General features: G+C 45.7%; 10 protein-coding genes. 5 read left to right on the forward strand and 5 right to left on the reverse strand.

Annotated features, from left to right (window positions below; genetic code table 11):
* Window positions 1-96 precede the first annotated feature (96 nt).
* Window positions 97-1,194 carry a zinc-binding metallopeptidase family protein gene (locus tag AC07NA_RS10955; protein WP_345210365.1) on the forward strand — a complete coding sequence of 366 codons (1,098 nt, stop codon included), beginning with the start codon at window positions 97-99 and terminating at the stop codon, window positions 1,192-1,194.
* A 29-nt stretch (window positions 1,195-1,223) separates the two neighbouring features.
* On the opposite strand, the gene AC07NA_RS10960 is transcribed toward AC07NA_RS10955, so the two are convergent.
* Genes AC07NA_RS10960 through AC07NA_RS10970 form a run of 3 tightly spaced genes read right to left on the reverse strand, consistent with a single transcriptional unit; the run spans window position 1,224 to window position 8,054 of the window.
* Window positions 1,224-2,096, reverse strand: a complete 873-nt coding sequence (locus AC07NA_RS10960) for a transglutaminase family protein (protein WP_494897605.1) — start codon at window positions 2,094-2,096, stop codon at window positions 1,224-1,226.
* Between the two features lie 37 nt (window positions 2,097-2,133).
* A complete protein-coding gene (locus tag AC07NA_RS10965) occupies window positions 2,134-4,686 on the reverse strand; it encodes a circularly permuted type 2 ATP-grasp protein (RefSeq protein WP_494897606.1) in 2,553 nt (850 codons plus the stop codon).
* Between the two features lie 23 nt (window positions 4,687-4,709).
* Window positions 4,710-8,054 (reverse strand): transglutaminase family protein, encoded by a 3,345-nt coding sequence (locus tag AC07NA_RS10970; protein ID WP_494897607.1) that lies wholly within the window; start codon window positions 8,052-8,054, stop codon window positions 4,710-4,712.
* Window positions 8,055-8,439: 385 nt separating this feature from the next.
* On the opposite strand from AC07NA_RS10970, the gene AC07NA_RS10975 reads away from it, so the two are divergent.
* The 4 genes from AC07NA_RS10975 to treY all read left to right on the forward strand — a co-directional run bounded on the left by AC07NA_RS10975 (window position 8,440) and on the right by treY (window position 17,410).
* Window positions 8,440-9,072 (forward strand): hypothetical protein, encoded by a 633-nt coding sequence (locus AC07NA_RS10975; protein WP_494897608.1) that lies wholly within the window; start codon window positions 8,440-8,442, stop codon window positions 9,070-9,072.
* A gap of 158 nt (window positions 9,073-9,230) precedes the next feature.
* Entirely contained in the window at window positions 9,231-11,372 is a 2,142-nt protein-coding gene (gene glgX / locus AC07NA_RS10980) for a glycogen debranching protein GlgX (RefSeq protein ID WP_494897609.1), read from the forward strand.
* On the forward strand, window positions 11,356-13,203 hold the full coding sequence (gene treZ / locus AC07NA_RS10985; RefSeq protein ID WP_494897610.1) for a malto-oligosyltrehalose trehalohydrolase: 1,848 nt from the start codon (window positions 11,356-11,358) through the stop codon (window positions 13,201-13,203). Before glgX ends, treZ begins: the two co-directional genes overlap by 17 nt.
* Window positions 13,196-17,410 (forward strand): malto-oligosyltrehalose synthase, encoded by a 4,215-nt coding sequence (treY, locus tag AC07NA_RS10990; RefSeq protein WP_494897611.1) that lies wholly within the window; start codon window positions 13,196-13,198, stop codon window positions 17,408-17,410. Before treZ ends, treY begins: the two co-directional genes overlap by 8 nt.
* A 15-nt stretch (window positions 17,411-17,425) precedes the next feature.
* Here treY and AC07NA_RS10995 read toward each other — a convergent pair whose 3' ends face one another.
* Together AC07NA_RS10995 and AC07NA_RS11000 are read right to left on the reverse strand one after the other, a co-directional pair.
* Entirely contained in the window at window positions 17,426-17,923 is a 498-nt protein-coding gene (locus AC07NA_RS10995; protein WP_494897612.1) for a hypothetical protein, read from the reverse strand.
* A gap of 137 nt (window positions 17,924-18,060) precedes the next feature.
* Window positions 18,061-19,446, reverse strand: coding sequence for a serine hydrolase domain-containing protein (locus AC07NA_RS11000; protein WP_494897613.1), 1,386 nt, complete (start codon window positions 19,444-19,446; stop codon window positions 18,061-18,063).
* Between the last annotated feature and the right edge of the window lie 114 nt (window positions 19,447-19,560).

A 19,560-nucleotide genomic window follows, 5' to 3' on the forward strand; every position in this document is an offset into this window, starting at 1 on the left:
GTATCTATCCCAATTTTTCTATTTCTTAAAACCTTACGCTCTTAAATTGTGTTAACACCCAGGTTGTTCATGTAAAGAGCTGCCTTAAAACAGATTATGAAATTATTTAAATGTACCAATTGCGGTCAGCTACTATATTTTGAAAACAGCATTTGCGAGTGCTGCAAAAATGCTTTAGGCTTTATTCCGGAAGAATTAACGCTGGTTACACTGGCGCCGGTTAATAACGGTACATATACTTTGTACGCCGGTAAAAAGTCGTTACTGGGTGGTTTGCTCAAAAATAAAAAGCAGGCATACAAATACTGCCAGAATTTTCAGTTTGGTGTTTGTAACTGGCTTATCCCGGCCGAGAGCACCAGCGTTTTTTGCAAGGCCTGCGAACTTAACCACATTGTGCCAAACTTATCCGATCCGGAACATCAGCGTAAATGGCAGCTTATTGAGATAGCCAAACACCGCGTGGTTTATACTTTGATGCAGCTGAAGCTGCCATTGGTTAGCAAATTACAGGATATACAAACCGGCCTTAGCTTCGATTTTTTAACAGATGCCGATGCCATGCAGCGGGTATTAACAGGACACGAGAACGGGCTGATCACCCTTAATATTGATGAGGCCGATGATGATAAGCGCGAACTGTCCCGTAAGGAGATGAACGAACCTTATCGTACGCTTTTAGGGCATTTCAGGCATGAGATAGGGCATTATTATTGGGACAGGCTGATAGATAACAGCCAGTTTATTGACGAATACCGCCAGTTATTTGGTGATGAACGCGAAGATTACGCGCAAGCCCTTCAGCGCCATTACAACGAAGGCGACGCGGCCGACTGGAACCTGAACTACATCAGCGCCTACGCCAGCGTGCATTCGTGGGAGGATTGGGCCGAAACATGGGCGCATTACCTGCACATTATTGATACGCTGGAAACCGCCGATGCCTTCGGGATCAGCGTGGCGCCGCGCATTGCCAGCAAAAGCGACCATGCGAACGCCATGATAAAAACCAATCCATATTTGCAGCAAAACTTTCAGGAATTGTTGAACATGTGGCTGCCCTTAACCTTCGCCATGAACAGTATGAACCGCAGCATGGGCAATCATGACCTATATCCGTTTATCATTCAGCCAAAAGTGGTGGAGAAGTTGAGCTTTATACACAAGGTGTGTTACGCATCAAGGGTGAATTAACTATTTTGACGTTGATGTAAGCCGGTAATTTATATGCGGCTTACATCAACATTGACATACATACGTTGCCCGGCACCGCTGTAAACAATGCCTTTTAGTGGTACTACATCGGCAAAATCGCGACCAATGGCGGTACGGATGTGGCGGTCGTTAACGAGCAGGTTGTTGGTGGCATCAAATTCCGTCCACCCAACTTCGGGGATGTACAAGGCGATCCACGCGTGCGAAGCATCGGAACCAAATAGTTTTGGCTTGCCCGGCGGCGGCAGGGTTTCAATATATCCGCTTACATAGCGGGCCGCCAGGCCGATGGAACGCAGGCAGGCTAACGAGAAGTGGGCAAAATCCTGGCAAACACCTTTTCTATGCAGAAAAACTTCTTCCAGCTTGGTGCTGATATCGGTAAAGCCGGGGGTAAAATCAAAATCGTTAAATATTCGCGAGTTGAGGTCGAGCATGGCATCCATAATTGGCCTGCCGGGTGTAAAAGATGTTAAAGCATACTCCTGTATCCCCGGAATAAAAAAAACGTGGTCCGATTCGAGGTAGAACTGCCTGATACCGTTTTCGGCGGCAGTGCTGCGCAGCCAGCTTACCACATTTTCCCAGGGCATAGTGTTTTTGGGTACGGTATTGATCCATACGGGCTCTGCTATTTCAACCTCGCTTTTAATTTCAACACTCAACTTCTGGTGAAATTCTTCTATTGAAAAATAGATGAACTTGTTGTTGAAAAAGTCTTCCCGCGTAGCTAAAAAATGAGGCTCGGGATGAATTTGGTAATGCACCTTTTCTACCTGTTGAAAATTATGATCAACCGGAACCTGGTAAACCAAATTATGGCATAACGATGCCGGGAGCTGGTATTCGTACCGGGTAATATGGGTTATCTGATATTTCATAAGCTTCGGAATCTGTTATTTGTTACAGGTGCAGGTTTCATAACTCGGGCAGGGTATTATTGCTTTTTACAAAACTGTACTGGCTTTGGGTAGGGCTAAAATAGCTTTCGTATATTATGGTTGATGCCTGCCCCAACAGGTTAATAAGGTGCTGTAAGAAATGACTCAGCTCTTTTTTATTATGGTTGTTTATGCCATTTGCCGATACCATTTTGTTGATATCGCACAACCTTAGCATCGTCAGCGCTTCCAATAGCTTTCTGTGCGCCGGGCTTAAGCCTTCCTCACGATGACTGTCGGGCAGTTGCGAAAGGTGCTCATCTATTTTGGCTATCAAAAAAACTACCGCTTTGGGGTTGTCTTCGTTGATCAGCAATAAATTAAGCACACCCGGCAATTGCAAAGTTGAGCGGTACAGGTAGCGGTAGGTAACCAAACTTTCGTTGCACATTAATACCAGCTCCAGCAGTTGTTTTTCTACCTCTGGTGCTACATTATTGGCAAGCGCGGCCTGTAAAATAATGCAGGTATTGATGGATGACTCTAAGAATCGGCCGATATTAAGCAAACGCCAGCTGGATGCCCTCGTCATGTTATCGTTATTGAGGCCGATAAAAGCCATGAGTTTGATAATGAACTGATCGAGGTGATGATAGATCTTCCGCAGATCGTCGCCGTTTTCTTTCATCAGCTCAAACTCTTCGGATATACTGTCCAAAATACGCCAGGTATCGAGACTTAAGCGGTCGCGCACGGCATAGCCATTGGTAAGGAACGATTGCAGCGATTGCGCCAGCGAACCCGCCCGCCCGGTTTCAACCGCGAGGGAAAGCAGCTCTTTTTCGGGCTGGCGTAATTTACCTTGATCTGCCGATGCGAAACCCGGCAGGGTACCCGTTAAAGCGCTTAAGCTTTTAAGCAGTATTACAAGGGTTTGGTTAGTTTCGGGGTGCACTTCGTCATCGCGCTCATTGTAAATTTTGAGCACTATGCGCATCATGCGTACATTGCTTACAGCCCTGTCCAGGTAACGGCCCAGCCAAAACAGGCTTTCGCCGGTACGGCTCGGTAAAATATTTTTAACCTTCCTTAATATAGGCTGGTTGGTGGTTTGCTTTGTTTGGGCCTGCGGCGATGGACCGAGCACCCAGGTATCTTTACTAATACCGCCCGATTGGTTGGAAATAATAAATTCGCCCTTGGTAGGGAAACTACGCGACAGGCCACCCGGCATAACATGGTAAGTTTGCTTATCCATATCGGCCACAATGTAGCTACGAAAAACCGCGTTGCAGGCTTCCAGGTTATTTCCCACCAGCGATGGTGTGGTGCTAAAGCTCACCACCTCCTGCGCCACGTATAAATATGGGCGGGTGTTGATCTCTCTTCTAAGCTCGTCAATCTGTTTGCGGCTTAGTTCGCTGCCTATGTATGGTAAATTTTCGTTGCTGCGGTAAATGGAGCGCACTATCAGGAATGGCAGGTTATCCAATACGTATTTCTTTTCCTTTTCCTGCCCGCACCACCAGGTAGCTACCGATGGCAATATCAGTTCTTCATTCAGCAGGTGCTTGCACAGGCGCGGCAAAAAGGCCATCAGTCCCGGGTTTTCCAGTATGCGACAACCCAGCGGATTAATAATGGTCACCTTTTTTTGCCTTACGGCTTCCATCAAACCAACTACGCCTAAATGCGAATCGCCCATAAATTCAAGCGGGTCGCAAAATATATCGTCAACTCGGCGTACTATTACGTCTACCTTTTCAAGTCCGCGTAAGGTTTTTAGCCATACATAGCCATCGCTCACGGTTAAATCTTGCCCAAAGGCGAGGGTAAAACCTAATGAGGATGCAAGGTAAGCGTGCTCAAAATAGGTTTCGTTAGCCGTACCCGGCGATAGCAATACCACCCGCGGGTTCTCCTTATTTTGTAAGGAAAGCTTGGTAAGCGTGTTTTTTAATGTTTGGTAATACGACGAAATTTTACGCACCTGGTTCTCACGGATCAGATCGGGGAATACCCTCGTCATGGCAGCCCTGTTCTCCAGCGTATAACCCGCGCCCGATGGTGCATCGGTACGATCGTGCAGTACCCATATCTTGCCTAAAGGTCCACGCACCAAATCTGCCGAGTATTGCAGCAATTGAAACTTGCCCGGTATCTTTACCTTATCGGCCTGCCTTAAAAATCCCTTGTGCGAAAATATCATCTCAAAGGGAATAAAACCCTCTTTAATGAGCTTGCGTTCGCCGTAAATATCCGCTAAAATGAGGTTCAGCAGTTCGGCACGCTGTATCAGTCCGCGTTCAATACTTTCCCATTCCTGCTGGCTAAAAACCATCGGCACAGGGTCGAGCTTCCAGGGGCGATTAATGCCGTCGGGATCGCTGTATACGTTGTAGGTTACCCCGTTGTCGCGCAGTTCCTGGCTTATTTCCCGGCTGCGCTGCTCCATCTTTTCAATACCCAGCTCATCGTAGGCGTGGGCAAGCTTTTTCCAATGTTCACGTACCACACCCTCGGGCGCGGCAAGTTCATCAAAAGAAGGTTTGGCCGTATTGCGCCCTTGTTGCAGGTAAGTCTCGATCATTTTCCAAATCTCTCAAATTTCCGTTATAAATTTTTGGCATTTTTATATCGCCTTAAATCCATAGTGTACGGATACTCGGGGCTCACCACCTCATTGGTAATGGTGTATTGTGGCAGTATGTTCATTTTGGTAACAAAGCGCCCGCCCGCCGTTGGCTGACTTGTAGCCGGTTCAACAAGGTTAACTGAATGACCAAAATCAAAAAATCGTGAAATAATGCGCGATTCGGCCTCGTAGCTGTTTACCGGGAAGGTATCATAACTGCGCCCGCCCGGGTGCGACACATGGTATTGACAGGCCGCTATGGATTTCTGCGTCCAGGTATCAAAAAGGTCGAACACCAATGGAGTATCAATACCAATAGTTGGGTGCAATGCCGATGGTGGCTGCCATGCCCGGTAGCGTACTCCGGCAATGTATTCGCCCTGTACGCCGGTGCTCTTCAACGGGATTTTCAATCCGTTGCATAAAAAGGTATAGCGCGAATCTGTAAGGCCCGATATTTTTACCTGGATGCGCTCTAACGATGAATCAACGAAGCGGGCAGTACCCGTGCTCGACATTTCTTCGCCCAGTACATGCCATGGCTCAATGGCCATTTTTATTTCAATGTTGATATCATCAACCTGTAACTCGCCCAAAAATGGGAAACGGAAGCTGAAGAAAGGCTCGAACCACGAAATATCAAAGCCATAACCGGCATCGCGCAGGCTGTTAACTACCTCCGTCATGTCCTTGTAGCAATAATGAGGAAGCAAAAAGCGATCATGCAGTTCGGTACCCCAGCGTACCAGTTTATGGTTGTACGGCGTTTTCCAAAACCAGGCCAGCAGGGTGCGTATCAGCAGGAATTGTACCATGCTCATGCGGTAATGCGGCGGCATATCAAATCCCCTGAACTCCAGTATCCCTAAACGGCCGCTTGATGAATCGGGCGAGTAAAGTTTATCGATACAAAACTCCGAGCGGTGCGTATTGCCCGTAATATCCGTTAAAAAATGACGGAAGATACGGTCGACCAACCAAAAAGGTACCTCGTTCTCGCTGCGATCGGGCACCTGCTGAAAGGCGATCTCCAACTCGTATAATGTTTCCATACGGCCTTCGTCAACCCTTGGCGCCTGGCTGGTTGGGCCGATGAACTGGGTAGAAAACAAGTATGATAAACAAGGGTGATGCTGCCAGAACGTAATGAAGCTGCGCAGAATATCCGGGCGGCGCAAAAGCGGACTATCGGCAGGTACTTCGCCACCCAGCGTTACGTGGTTACCGCCGCCAGTACCGGTATGGCGGCCGTCGATATTGAATTTTTCGGTAGCGAGTTTTGATTCGGCTGCCTTTTTATAAAGTATCTCGTAATTCTTAGCCAATTCCCGCCAGCTGCCCGCCGGGTGAATATTCACCTCGATAACGCCGGGGTCGGGGGTGATCATCATTTTGGTGATGCGGTTATCTGACGGCGGATCGTAGCCCTCTATCAGCACCGGCATTTTTAGTTTTTCGGCAGTACGCTCAACTGCATTGACCAAGTATAAATAATGCTCAAAATAACTCGTAGGCGGAAAGAAGATGAACAACTTGCCCTGCCTTACCTCAACCACCAGCGCGGTTTTAAAAATTGTTTTGCTGTTATTAAAGCGGGTGCCGGTTTGCGGTATCAGGTCGGCACCTTCGGGCAGCGCATCTACGTCGGCAAAAAGGCTTCTTTCGGGTAGTACTTCCTGTTCTTCAGGGTCAAAGTATTGTACCGAATCCAGAGGTAAACGCAAACCTACCGGTGAGTTACCCGGTACCAAAAACAGGTTTTGCCTGCGGAACGACCATTTACAGCTTTGCCAGTTGCTTTTATCTAAGTCCCACTTAATGGGTACAACATAACCAACCGGCTCATTAAGCCCGGTATTGAGCAGCTCGGCCAGTTTCTGCCTCTCCAAAGGCGATTTCAGGTCGACCTTAAGCGGATCGATATTTACAGGGGTTTTGCTCTCTTCCCACAAAAAATAAAAAGGATCTTCGTAAGTAGGGGTAATGTTTTTGGTGTCGATGTGCAGCTCCTGCGTCAGTCCGCGCATGAAGCTCTTGGCATCTTTGGCAGTCAGGCCATAATCTTTCGACAGATCGGCCATCAGTTCATCATTGTTCCACAAAGGTACATTATCCTTACGCCAATAACAGGCCAGCTTCCAGCGCGGCAGTGGCTCACCGGGATACCATTTGCCCTGCCCGTATTGCATTAAGGCACCCTCGCCATATTCATTCTTCAACTTATGGAACAGGATGTTCGATAAACGGCGTTTATGTTCGCCATCGGCAGCTGAATTCCATTCGGGGGCTTCGTTATTATCTATGGATACAAAGGTTGGCTCGCCGCCCATGGTAAGGCGTACGTTGTTGGCCGCAAACTCTTCGTCCACCTTATCGCCAAGGGTCATTATATCTTCCCATTGCTCATCCGAAAATGGTTTGGTTACCCTCGGTTTTTCTTCGATACGGGTAATGGTATTTTCAAAGTGGAACTCGGTTTCGCATGGCTCTGCCATACCACTGATAGGCGCGGCACTCTGCGGATCGGGTGTACAGGCCAGCGGGATATGCCCCTCACCGGCAAATAAACCCGAAGTAGGGTCGAGCCCCACCCAGCCAGCGCCGGGCAGGTATACCTCCGTCCAGGCGTGCAGGTCGGTAAAATCCTGCTCGGGTCCCGACGGGCCATCCAATGATTTTATATCCGGTTTCAACTGTACCAAATAGCCTGATGCAAAGCGGGCGGCGAGGCCGAAATGCCTCAGCAACTGCACAAACAGCCATGCGGTATCACGGCACGAGCCCGATTTTAGTTCCAGTGTTTCCTCGCACGATTGTACACCCGGCTCCATCCTTATATTATAGGAGATCTCCAGGTAAAGCATCCGGTTAAGGGTTACCAAAAAATCCTGGGTAATGGCGTTCTTTTTGAGCAGGTCGCTGGCCTTTTCGGTTAACTCCATCAACAGCGGACCGCTCTCGGTAATTTCGAGGTAGGGTACGAGATTCTTTTTTAGCGTTTCTTCATAGTCGAAAGGGTAATGGTTGGCGTATTCCTCCACAAAAAAGTCGAAGGGGTTAATCACCACCATATCGGCAATTACCTCAACATCAATAACAAATTCGTTCACCTTCTCGGGGAAAACAATACGGGCCAGGTAATTACCAAAGGGATCTTGCTGCCAGTTTATAAAATGTTTTTCGGGTGATATTTTAAGAGAGTAGCCTTTTATCATGGTACGCGAGTGCGCAGCGGGCCTTAAACGGATAACTTGCGGTGATAGCGTGATATGCTTATCGTACTTGTAACTGGTAAAATGACGAATTGCTACTTTTATTGACATAAATAGTGGTTTGTGTTATAAAAATACCCTATTAATAATGAAAAGTGCAATAAACTAATTTGTTTTTTATTGATTTTTAAAACAAATGGTGAAAAATGTACAATTTGTTTACATAAATATCATCTGCGGGATGCGTGTTGGTGTATAATGCAATGCAAATACTTTACATTTTGTTAATGAAAATAAAATAATAGCTGAATTTTTTAATTAGTTTGAATTTAAGCACAAATAAATGGCTGGATTTTATGAAATGGCATTATAAATTGATGTTAATATTAAAATAATAAATATTAACAGGACGGATTAAACGGAAACGTACTATTTACGTCTATACCGGTATCATTATTAATATTTCGCCTAAATGAAACCTCTCTATCACAAACTCATGGCACTACTGTGCTTATGTTTTACCATATGCTGTAGCCAAAACGCGCAATGCCAAAATGCCGGTATCGAATACGAACCCGTAGGCGGCTACAATGCCTTTAACCAGGGTAAGGGTATAGCGCTGGTACTGCAATACGGTGCCGATATCCCTTTAGATAATTTGAGCTTCAATTACCGGTCAACCTCAACGTATGGCATCGGTGTTTTAAAAAAGTTAGATGATTTTACGGTCAATTTCAATATAAACTACCATGCTTACCCGGTGAAATTCAGGTCGCGCGGATTGGTAAACAATACATTTGAGGTAATGGGTTTTTACTTTGGCGGCGCTTATGATAAGCTATTGTCGAACAATTTTAAACTTTACGGGGGGCTCGATCTTGGCGGCTGGATAAAACGGTTTGATGATTTGGTAGATACATCAACCGATTGCGGCTGCGAAACCAATAATGCCAATTACTATTTTGCCCCTAAAACCGGCTTTACCTACCTCATGAACAACAGGATAGGCCTTGGCTTGGAAGCCAAATATAACCTGCTGTTAACCGGCCACGATTATGTAACGGGCGAAAATGGCGGTAAATTATTCAACTCCTTTGCAACTTCGGTAATGATATCCTATCATTTTTAAGAAGATTGATTTATAGTTTTAAATAGGTGTAAAGCTTCTTTTTGAAGCGTTGCGCGTATTTCCTTTAAATAAACAACGTGTTGTTGGGAGGTAATTCTCTATCGCGAAGCCAATAATTACAAAACAATATAAATAGTTGTTCCTTTTATAGTGCAACTATGAAAATCACTACTTATCCGGGTAAGCCATACCCGCTTGGTTCTACATGGGACGGAAATGGCGTTAACTTTACTTTATACGCGGATAACGCGACCGGTGTTGAACTTTGCCTATTTGATTCGACTGATAGTAGCAAGGAGATCGCCTGTATACAATTATATGAACGTTCGCACCAGGTATGGCACGTTTACCTGCCCGATATAAAACCCGGCCAGTTATACGGTTACCGTGTGGATGGGCCTTTCGAGCCATCTAACGGGCATCGTTTTAACCGCAATAAGTTATTGATGGATCCTTACGCCAAGGCCATTGCCGGTAGTATTGACTGGCACGATTCGCTTTTTGCGTATGAGATAGGCAGCGAAGAAGAAGACCTGAGTTTCAGCGAAAGCGACAGCGCGAATTATATTCCAAAATCGGTAGTGGTAGATAATGCTTTTGATTGGGGCGACGATCAGTTGCCGCGCACCCCATACCATCAATCCATCATTTACGAAGCACACGTACGCGGTTTTACCATGACCTGCCCGGAAATTCCGGAGGAGATCAGGGGTACATACGCCGCGCTGGCACATCCTGCCGCTATTAATTATTTGAAGGAACTGGGTATCACCGCTATTGAGCTTATGCCTGTACACCAATTTGTTAACGACCGCAGCCTATTAGAAAAAGGGCTGCGTAACTATTGGGGATACAACACCATAGGCTTTTTCGCGCCCGATGTACGGTACTCATCAAGCGGAGTACAAGGGCAGCAGGTAGTTGAGTTTAAAAACATGGTGAAAGAACTGCATAAGGCAGGTATTGAGGTGATACTTGATGTGGTATATAACCATACCGGCGAGGGTAACCAAATGGGCCCTACGCTTTCTTTTAAAGGGGTGGACAATTCATCTTACTATCGCCTTACCGAAGATGATAAGCGCTTTTACATGGATTACACCGGCACCGGTAATACGCTGAATGCCATGCTGCCCAACGTGTTACGCTATATTATGGATAGCCTGCGCTACTGGATAACGGAGATGCATGTGGACGGTTTCCGGTTTGACCTTGCCTCAACGCTCGCGCGTGAATTGCACGAGGTAAACCGCCTGAGCGCGTTCTTTGATATTATTCACCAGGATCCGGTTATTTCGCAGGTAAAGCTAATTGCCGAACCCTGGGATATTGGCGAAGGCGGTTACCAGGTAGGCAAGTTTCCGCCGGGATGGGCGGAGTGGAACGGTAAATACCGCGATTGCATACGCGATTACTGGCGTGGTGCCGATAGCATGCTGGGCGAGTTCGCGCAGCGCTTTACCGGCAGCCCCGATCTTTACCAGGATGATTACCGTCGCCCTACGGCCAGCATCAACTTTATTACCGCGCACGATGGTTTTACGCTGCACGATCTGGTAAGCTATAACGACAAACATAACGATGCCAACGGCGAGGATAATAACGATGGCGAAAGCCACAACCGCTCGTGGAATTGCGGTGCCGAAGGCGAAACGGATGACGAAGCCGTGATTGCCTTAAGGCAGCAGCAAAAGCGCAACTTTTTTGCTACGTTGTTATTGTCGCAAGGGGTGCCGATGATTGTAGCAGGCGATGAAATGAGCCGTACACAGCAGGGCAATAACAATGCTTACTGCCAGGATAATGAAATTTCGTGGCTTAACTGGGCCGCAGCCGATAAGGAGATGCTGGAGTTTACCAAAAAGCTGATCCAGTTTCGTAAAGACCATCCGATTTTCCGCCGCCGCCGCTGGTTCCAGGGGCAGCCTGTTATGGGGCGCGGGTTAGAAGATATCGCCTGGTTTTTACCCGAGGGAACCGAAATGACCGAAGAGAACTGGAGCCATGATTTTGCAAAATCGCTGGCGGTTTTCCTTAACGGCAAAGGTTTGCACTCGGTTGGCCCCAAAGGTGAGCGTATTTTGGATGATGATTTTTATATCATTTTCAATGCCTCTCATGAACCTATCGATTATAAACTTCCTGAAGCAAAATACGGCAAGATCTGGAAAAAGATAATGGATACCAGCGTGGGCGATTTTACCGAAGAAACCCATAAAGCCGAAGAAGTGATACGTGTTGAAGGGCGTTCGGTAGTGTTGTTAAAGCATCATTTTGCACACAATGAAACAAAAGATTAACCCGGCATACAGATCAATAGGTGTTAATTTTAATACGATGGGCGAGGCCGAAGTTTTGCTTTGGTCGCCCGCGGCTAAAACCGTAGGACTAAAAATTGAAGGTAAAGACCGTATTCCGCTGAAAAAAGCGGAATACGGTTACTGGAAATTAAGCACCAAAAAGCTAAATCCCGGCGATAGTTATCAGTTTATACTCGACGGTGAAAAGGAACTGCCCGACCCCGCATCGCTTTCGCAACCCGATGGTGTACACGGCGTATCACAAGCCATCAACCTCAAAAATTTTAATTGGACTGATACCACATGGCAGAATTTGCCATTGAGCGATTATATCTTTTATGAACTGCATACCGGCACCTTCACCTCCGAAGGTACTTTTGCCGCCATTGAGAAAAAGCTTGACCATATAGTTGAATTAGGCGTAACCGCTATTGAACTAATGCCGGTCGCCCAGTTTCCGGGTGAACGTAACTGGGGGTACGACGGGGTATTCCCATACGCGGTACAAAACAGTTATGGCGGTGCCGATGGTTTGCGCCACCTGGTAAATGCCTGCCATAATAAAGGTTTGGCGGTGGTGCTTGATGTGGTGTATAACCACATGGGGCCTGAAGGGAATTATTTTAATGAATACGGCCCATACTTTACCGAAAAATATAATACGCCCTGGGGCAATGCCATCAATTTTGATGATGCCTGGTGCGATGCCGTAAGGCAATATTTTATCGAAAATGTACTGATGTGGTTTCGGGATTTTCATATCGATGCCCTGCGTTTGGATGCTGTGCACGCCATAAAAGATTTGAGCACCAAACATATTCTGCAAGAAATAAAGGAACAGGTTGATGTGCTGATAGCGGCATCGGGCAGGCAGCATTACCTGATCGTGGAGCTTGATCTGAATGATCCTAAGTTTATTAACCCTTTGGCAAAGCAGGGATATGGTATGGATGCCCAATGGATAGATGAGTTTCACCACGCGCTGCGGGTAACGGCCGGCGAAGAACGTACCGGTTACTATTCGGATTTTAATGGTATTGAACATTTGGCGAAATCCTACAAAGACGCGTACGTGTACGATGGCATTTACTCGTCGCATCGTTTAAAAACATTTGGTGCTAAGGCAGAGCTCAATCCGGGGGAACAGTTTATCGTGTTCTCGCAAAATCATGACCATGTGGGCAACCGCATGCTGGGCGAGCGTACAAGTAAGCTGGTTAGTTTTGAAATGCAAAAACTGATGACGGCGGCAGTTATGGTTAGTCCGTACTTACCCATGTTGTTTATGGGCGAGGAGTGGAGCGAGCCAAACCCTTTCCTGTATTTTGTAAGCCATACCGATAAGGATTTGGTTGAAGCGGTAAGAAAAGGCCGGAAGGAAGAATTCAAAGCCTTCCATGCCGAAGGTGAGGCACCCGATCCGCAAGCGGATGATACCTTTAATCGCTCTAAACTTCAATGGCCACTTAGCCATAAGGGGCATCACCAGGTAATGTTCAATTACTATAAGGCGCTTATCGCTTTGCGTAAATCGCACGCGGCACTGTACCAACTTAACCGCGAAAATTTAGAGGTAGAAGCTTACCCTAAAAACAACACGCTGTTATTGCATCGCTGGCATGGGAACGAAGAAGTGTATTGCCTGATGAACTTTTCGAAATCAGTACAGCAATTGCAATTGCCTAACGATGATAAAGAATGGCGCTTATTGCTTGATAGCGCCGCGCCTGCATTGAACGGCCCGGCTAAAGCGGCTAACCTGCCAAACAACGAAAGCGCGGTAACATTACAACCTGAATCGATAATTATTTATACCAGTAACCATGTTTAATCCTGTTGCTACCTATCGTATACAGTTTCATAAAGGTTTTACTTTTGATGATCTTGATCGTAATATCCCCTACCTGCAAAAACTGGGTATAAGCACCTTGTATGCTTCGCCGGTTTTTGAGGCCACGCCGGGTAGTACGCATGGTTATGATATTGTGAATCCGCACCGCATCAACCCTGAAATAGGTACACTTAAACAGCTGAAAGCCCTCAGCAAAAAGTTAAAGACGGCAGGTATTAACTGGCTGCAGGATATTGTGCCCAATCACATGGCTTTTCATCCCAATAATGCGTGGTTAAACGATGTACTTGAGCGGGGAGTAATGTCGGCCTATGCCAATTTCTTTGATATGGCAGGCACATCGGCATTGTTTGAAGGTAAAATAATGGTGCCCTTTTTAGGTTCGTCATTAGTGGATGTGATAAAAAAAGGCGACCTCCAACTTGCTATAGTCAACGGACGATTATCACTTAGCTATTTTGACAGCGCTTATCCGCTTAGCCCGGCATCTTATTTATCGGTACTAAAAACAAAAAGGGATAAACCCGATGCGGTAAAACAACTGGTAGCAACAATAGAACAGGTTGTAAAAGAAACAGAGCCGGGTACTTATAACCAGTTATGGGATGACGCGCTATCGCAATTGTCTGTAGTTTGTAAGGATGGTTCTGTTACAGATTATCTGGACGATTGCATTCAAACCATTAATAAAGACAAACCCAAACTGCGCAAACTGGTCGAGGAGCAATTGTATCGTTTATGCAGTTGGGCCGAAACAGATCACACTATTAACTTCCGTAGGTTTTTTACGGTGAACGGGTTGATATGCCTCAATATTCAGGATGAAAAAGTGTTTGAGGATTACCATCAGTTCATCAAAACCCTGCTGAACGAAGGTGTGTTCCAGGGGCTACGGGTTGATCATATCGACGGCTTGTATGATCCTACGGCTTATCTGAATAAATTAAGGCAATTAGTTGGTCCGGATGTATATATCGTAATAGAGAAGATACTGGAAGAAGGGGAACAGATGCCGGTAAACTGGCCCGTGCAAGGCACTACGGGATACGAATACCTGGCCGATGTAAACAACCTGTTCACCAACAAAGGCAGTGAAAAGATCTTCAGCACTTACTACGATAAATTAGTAGGAACTAATGTACCTGTTCAGCAGCAGATATGGGAAAAGAAAGCCTATATTCTTAACCACCATATGGCCGGTGAACTGGATAACTTAACCCGGTATTTTTTTGAGCTGGAGCTTGCGGAAGGCAAGGAGTTACAAGGTGTACCGCCGGAATTGATGAAACAGGCTATCGGCGCTTTTTTGGTGCATTGCCCGGTTTACCGTTATTATGGTAATGGTTTTCCGCTAAGCAAAAAGGAGGCAAAAGCGGTAGAGGCAGTTTTAAAGCAGACCATAGTTCGCTATCCTAACTTATCGCCCGGTATTGAAGTGCTGAAGTTTGTTCTGCTGCAAAAGCCAACGCAGGGCAATGCGGTATTCAGCAACAATGTTTCGCAATTTTACAGGCGATGCATGCAGCTTAGCGGCCCCCTGATGGCGAAAGGGGTAGAAGATACGCTGATGTACACATACAATAGGTTTATAGGTCATAATGAAGTTGGCGATGCGCCCGATGCTTTCGGCAAACCGGTAAAGGCTTTTCATGAAACGATGGAGATGGGGCAGCAACAATGGCCGCTATCGCTCAACGGCACCTCAACCCATGATACCAAGCGCGGTGAAGATGTACGGGCACGGCTGAATGTACTTACCGATATGGCTGATGAATGGATAGCCAAAGTACAGGAATGGCAGCAAATAAACGCCGGCCTAATACAAAACAACGCGCCCGATGCCAATGATGAATACCTCATTTATCAAACCCTGACAGGTGCTTACCCCATGCCGGGCGAAAACGGGGATGATTTTGCAGGGCGTTTATCTGAATACCTTGAAAAGGCATTACGTGAAGCCAAGCAGCATTCGGATTGGGCTAAGCCAAATATATCTTACGAAAAAGCTACCAAAAACTTCGCTGCCACGTTGTTAAACAAAGACGGCGCGTTTTGGAAAAGCTTTGAACCCTTCCACAAAAAAGTGAGCGATTTGGGTATTGTCAATTCGCTGGCACAGGTACTGCTCAAATTTACGTCGTCGGGTGTGCCCGATGTTTACCAGGGTTGCGAACGCTGGGATTTAAGCCTGGTCGACCCGGATAACCGTCGGCCTGTCGATTATAATTTAAATAAGGAATTGCTGGATGATCTGCAATCGATAAAGCATACAGGGTTACCGGCACAATTGTGGCAACAGCGTTACAACGCGCAAATTAAGCAGTGGCTCACACAGGTATTACTAAAAGAGCGAAAGGCTAACCCCGAGCATTTTGCAAAGGCATCATACATTCCGCTAAAGGTAAAAGGCAAGTACAAAAAGAACATACTGGCTTTTGCAAGGCGATATCAGCAGCAATGGTATGTTGTAGCCGCTCCGCTGCATATTGCGGAATTATGTAAGGAGCAGCAAAAGGAAATACCACAGATTGATTGGGCTAATACCCGGATCGTTTTACCTTATGATGCGCCGTCAAATTTCGAAAACCTGCTTACCGCGTCAACCGGGCAAACAGACGGAACGCTTGCCGTTAAGGAGATATTTGGAACCCTGCCGCTTGCCATATTAAAATTAAAACAACCCGTTAATAACCGTGGCGCGGGCATTTTGATGTCTGTTACTTCGTTACCGTCTGATTTTGGTGTTGGTGATATTGGCGGCACGGCAAAACACTTCGCGGAGTTTTTAAGCGGTGCCGGGCAAAAATACTGGCAGTTATTACCGGTTACACCTACCGGGGCGGATAATGGCTATTCGCCCTACAGTTCGTTTTCGGGCATGGCCGGTAATACCTTATTGATCAGTCCCGAATGGCTGGCTGATGTAGGCTTGCTCAGTGTAAAAGGACTTGATAAGTACCGCTTGTCATCAACCAATAAAGTTGATTATAAAAAAGCGGAACAAGTAAAATTGAGCTTGTTCCATACCGCGTGGTTAAATTTTAAAATCACAGGGATTACCTCCTTGCAACAGGAGTTTACCTCTTTTTGTAAAAAGGAAGCTGTTTGGCTGGATGATTTTGCCTTATATGTTGAACTAAAGCAAAGTTATGGCGGCGACAGCTGGAACAAATGGCCCGAAGAATACGCCAGTCGCGATGCCAAAGCCTTAAAACGCTTCAGCCGCAACCATGCCGATAATATAGACTGCCACAAGTGGCTGCAATTTGTGTTTTTTAAACAATGGGGTGAATTAAAAGACTATTGCGCTCATTTAGGCATCCGTTTATTCGGCGACCTGCCATTTTATGTAAGTTATGATTCGGCGGATGTATGGGCTAACCCGGAAATATTCAGTTTGGATGAGGCCGGTAATATGAAGATGGTAGCCGGTGTACCACCCGATTATTTTAATGCCGACGGGCAATTATGGGGAATGCCTGTATTTCGCTGGGACAAGCTAAAAGAACAGCATTACGCATGGTGGGTGCAGCGTATCCGTAAAAATATGGAGTTGTACGATCTGCTGCGGCTCGATCATTTCCGTGCTTTTGCCGCCTATTGGGAAGTGCCCGCGGTAGAGCAAACCGCCATCAACGGAAAATGGCAGCCCGGCCCGGGGGACGACTTCTTCAATATATTAAAACAACAGCTTGGCGATCTGTCTTTTATAGCTGAAGACCTGGGTGATATTGACGATGCTGTTTACCAGTTACGCGATGAATTTGACATGCCCGGCATGAAAGTGCTGCAATTTGCCTTTGGCGATAACATAGCGGTATCGCCCTATATCCCTCATAATTATACATCCAACTTTGTGGTATATACCGGCACGCACGATAATAATACCACCCTTGGCTGGTACCGTAAGGATGTCGGTAAAGCGGTTAAGAAGCAGTTGAGCCAATACGTGAATTTAAAAGTGAATAAGAAAAATGTTCACGAAGCGCTCATCAGGCTGGCCTATTCATCAGTGGCTAAAATAGCTATTGTGCCCATTCAGGATGTATTAGGGCTTGATGAAACTGCCAGGATGAACGTACCCGCATCGGTAACCAACAACTGGCAATGGCGCTTACAGCCTGAATTGTTAAACAAGCAGAAAAAGAAACTGTATGATTGGGCTAAGCTGTTTAATAGGCTTTAAGTAGTAGAATGATGCTTACTCCGTTAGGTAAAATATGGCAGCAGATTTTGAAACTTCACTACTGTCTTTCTCCGCAGTGGTATCGCCTATCAGTAGTTTTTCCACGTCGTTTTTCTGTTTATTTAATACTGCGTTCAATTCATATACATTTTTATCACCCAATTTAAGGTAAATGGGTTGCCCACCCGCTTGTTGAAGAAAATCTACATGTACAGATATTGTATTGTAAGCAAATTCCAGGTTGCCATAGGCAAATGGTGCTCTTATTGAAAAGGTTAGGGGCGTTATTTTTCCGGAAGCATCTTTTCTGTAAAACTCAATTTTATCAGTAGTGTACGCGCCGCTTGTATTTTCGTTAAGCAAGTCATCACCGGCACTGTTTTTAATAACTAAACGGAGACCAGGGCCAATTACCGGCGAACAGGCACAAATACCGGTACCGCCAACGTTTTCTTTTTTACAGCCTACGCTGGCAATAAACAATACAAGGCAAATGATAAGGAATTTTTTCATAGGTTAATTCAAATGGAAAAATGAACATTTAAAGCTACTAATAATTAAAATACTACAAAATAGAAAAGTGTTTTTAACTACATGGTAACATGGCAGTAGATTTACCCGTGCCAAAACAATTACAAGAACGGTGAAATTTACTTGCTTATCTCCTGCAACATACCCGCCGCGTTCTTGTTGTTCGGATCTATAGTCACAGCTTTTTTGTAGTTAAGCTGCGCGTTGGTTTTATCCTGTTTTTTAAGATAAGCCTCACCTATCAACTCATAACCATAAGCTATATCATCAGGCTTGGCCTGTAAGGCCACGGCAGTTTGAAACACCTTAATGGCATCATCCATTTTATTGCGGCGCAGCAGGTATTTGCCCGTGCTTATGAGGTCGCCTATCTCAAAGCTGAAATCATAATTATCCTGGTGATTAGCCTTTAGTTCACGGTAATAATCCAAACCCCGGTCAACATTGGCCAGCGCTTTTTCACGGATCTCCAGGTAAACAGATTTTTTGGGTACGATAACCGGTTCGTTAGCCAAAGCGGCGAACAAGGCATTTTTAATACCGTCTACCTTCATCTGTTGGTTATTGGTCATCATTACTACGGTAAATCCCCGTTTCAGGTCGCTGTATAATAGGGCCTCATAATTACTGTTGGAGCCCTGATGCCGGTGCCATAGCAGCGTATCACCCGAGAAACCGGTAGTGCCTACGCTGCTCTCGCCGTTAGGGAAGTTGATGGCCAGTTCTTTAAATGATGTTTTATCCAATATTTTATAATTGTGCAGGTATACCGACCATTGATAAAGATCTTGAGCCGTTAACCTTACCCAGCCCGTCATTGATTGCAGGTAGGGTGTGGTGTGAAAATTCTGGTCGAAGGCTTTGGCCATTTGCGGATTGCTCACCGGCAGATCAACCACCGCGCCTTTCATACCGCAGGGCTTAAATATGTTTTTAGTAATGAAATCGGCATAAGATTTTCCGCTTACCTTTTCTACAATCCGCATTTGCAGGTATACATTATAATGGTTGTATATATAAGCGGTCCCCGGTTCAAATTTCAGGGTTTTTAATCCTTTCAGATTAGCCCATACCAGGCTGTCGCTTTCTGCCGAAGTTGGTTCAAAACCCGGGATACCGCTGGTATAGGTAATCAGGTGCTTTACCTTTACGGTACCTGCCCATGCAGGGAGTTCGGGCAAAAATTTACTAATAGGATCGTCAAGGCTAAGCTTGCCCCGTTGATTCAGTAATAAAATTGCCGCGCCGTTAAATTCTTTACTCACCGAACCTATATCAAATTTATAAGCGGATGTTAATACATTAGCCTTGCTGCCATCGGCATAGCCTAATGAATTTTCATAAATGATCTTCCCATTTCGCGATACCAGTACGTTCCCGTTAAAGATGCCGCGGGTATGTGCAAGTTGCATAACCGAGTCCAGTCGTTTTTGTACCTGAACCTGCGCATGGGCGCTTAATGAGATCAATACGGCGACTATTGCCAAAATATGTTTCCTGATCATACGGTAGAAATGTATTACTAAATTAACCTAAAGACACCAAAAAGGGGGAAACGTTACAAGGGTTTTATTGATCTTCAATTGTCATTAAATTTTAATCTTATTTCTTTTCGGAAC

The sequence above is a fragment of the Mucilaginibacter sp. GW821-FHT07G05 genome (genome assembly GCF_059418565.1).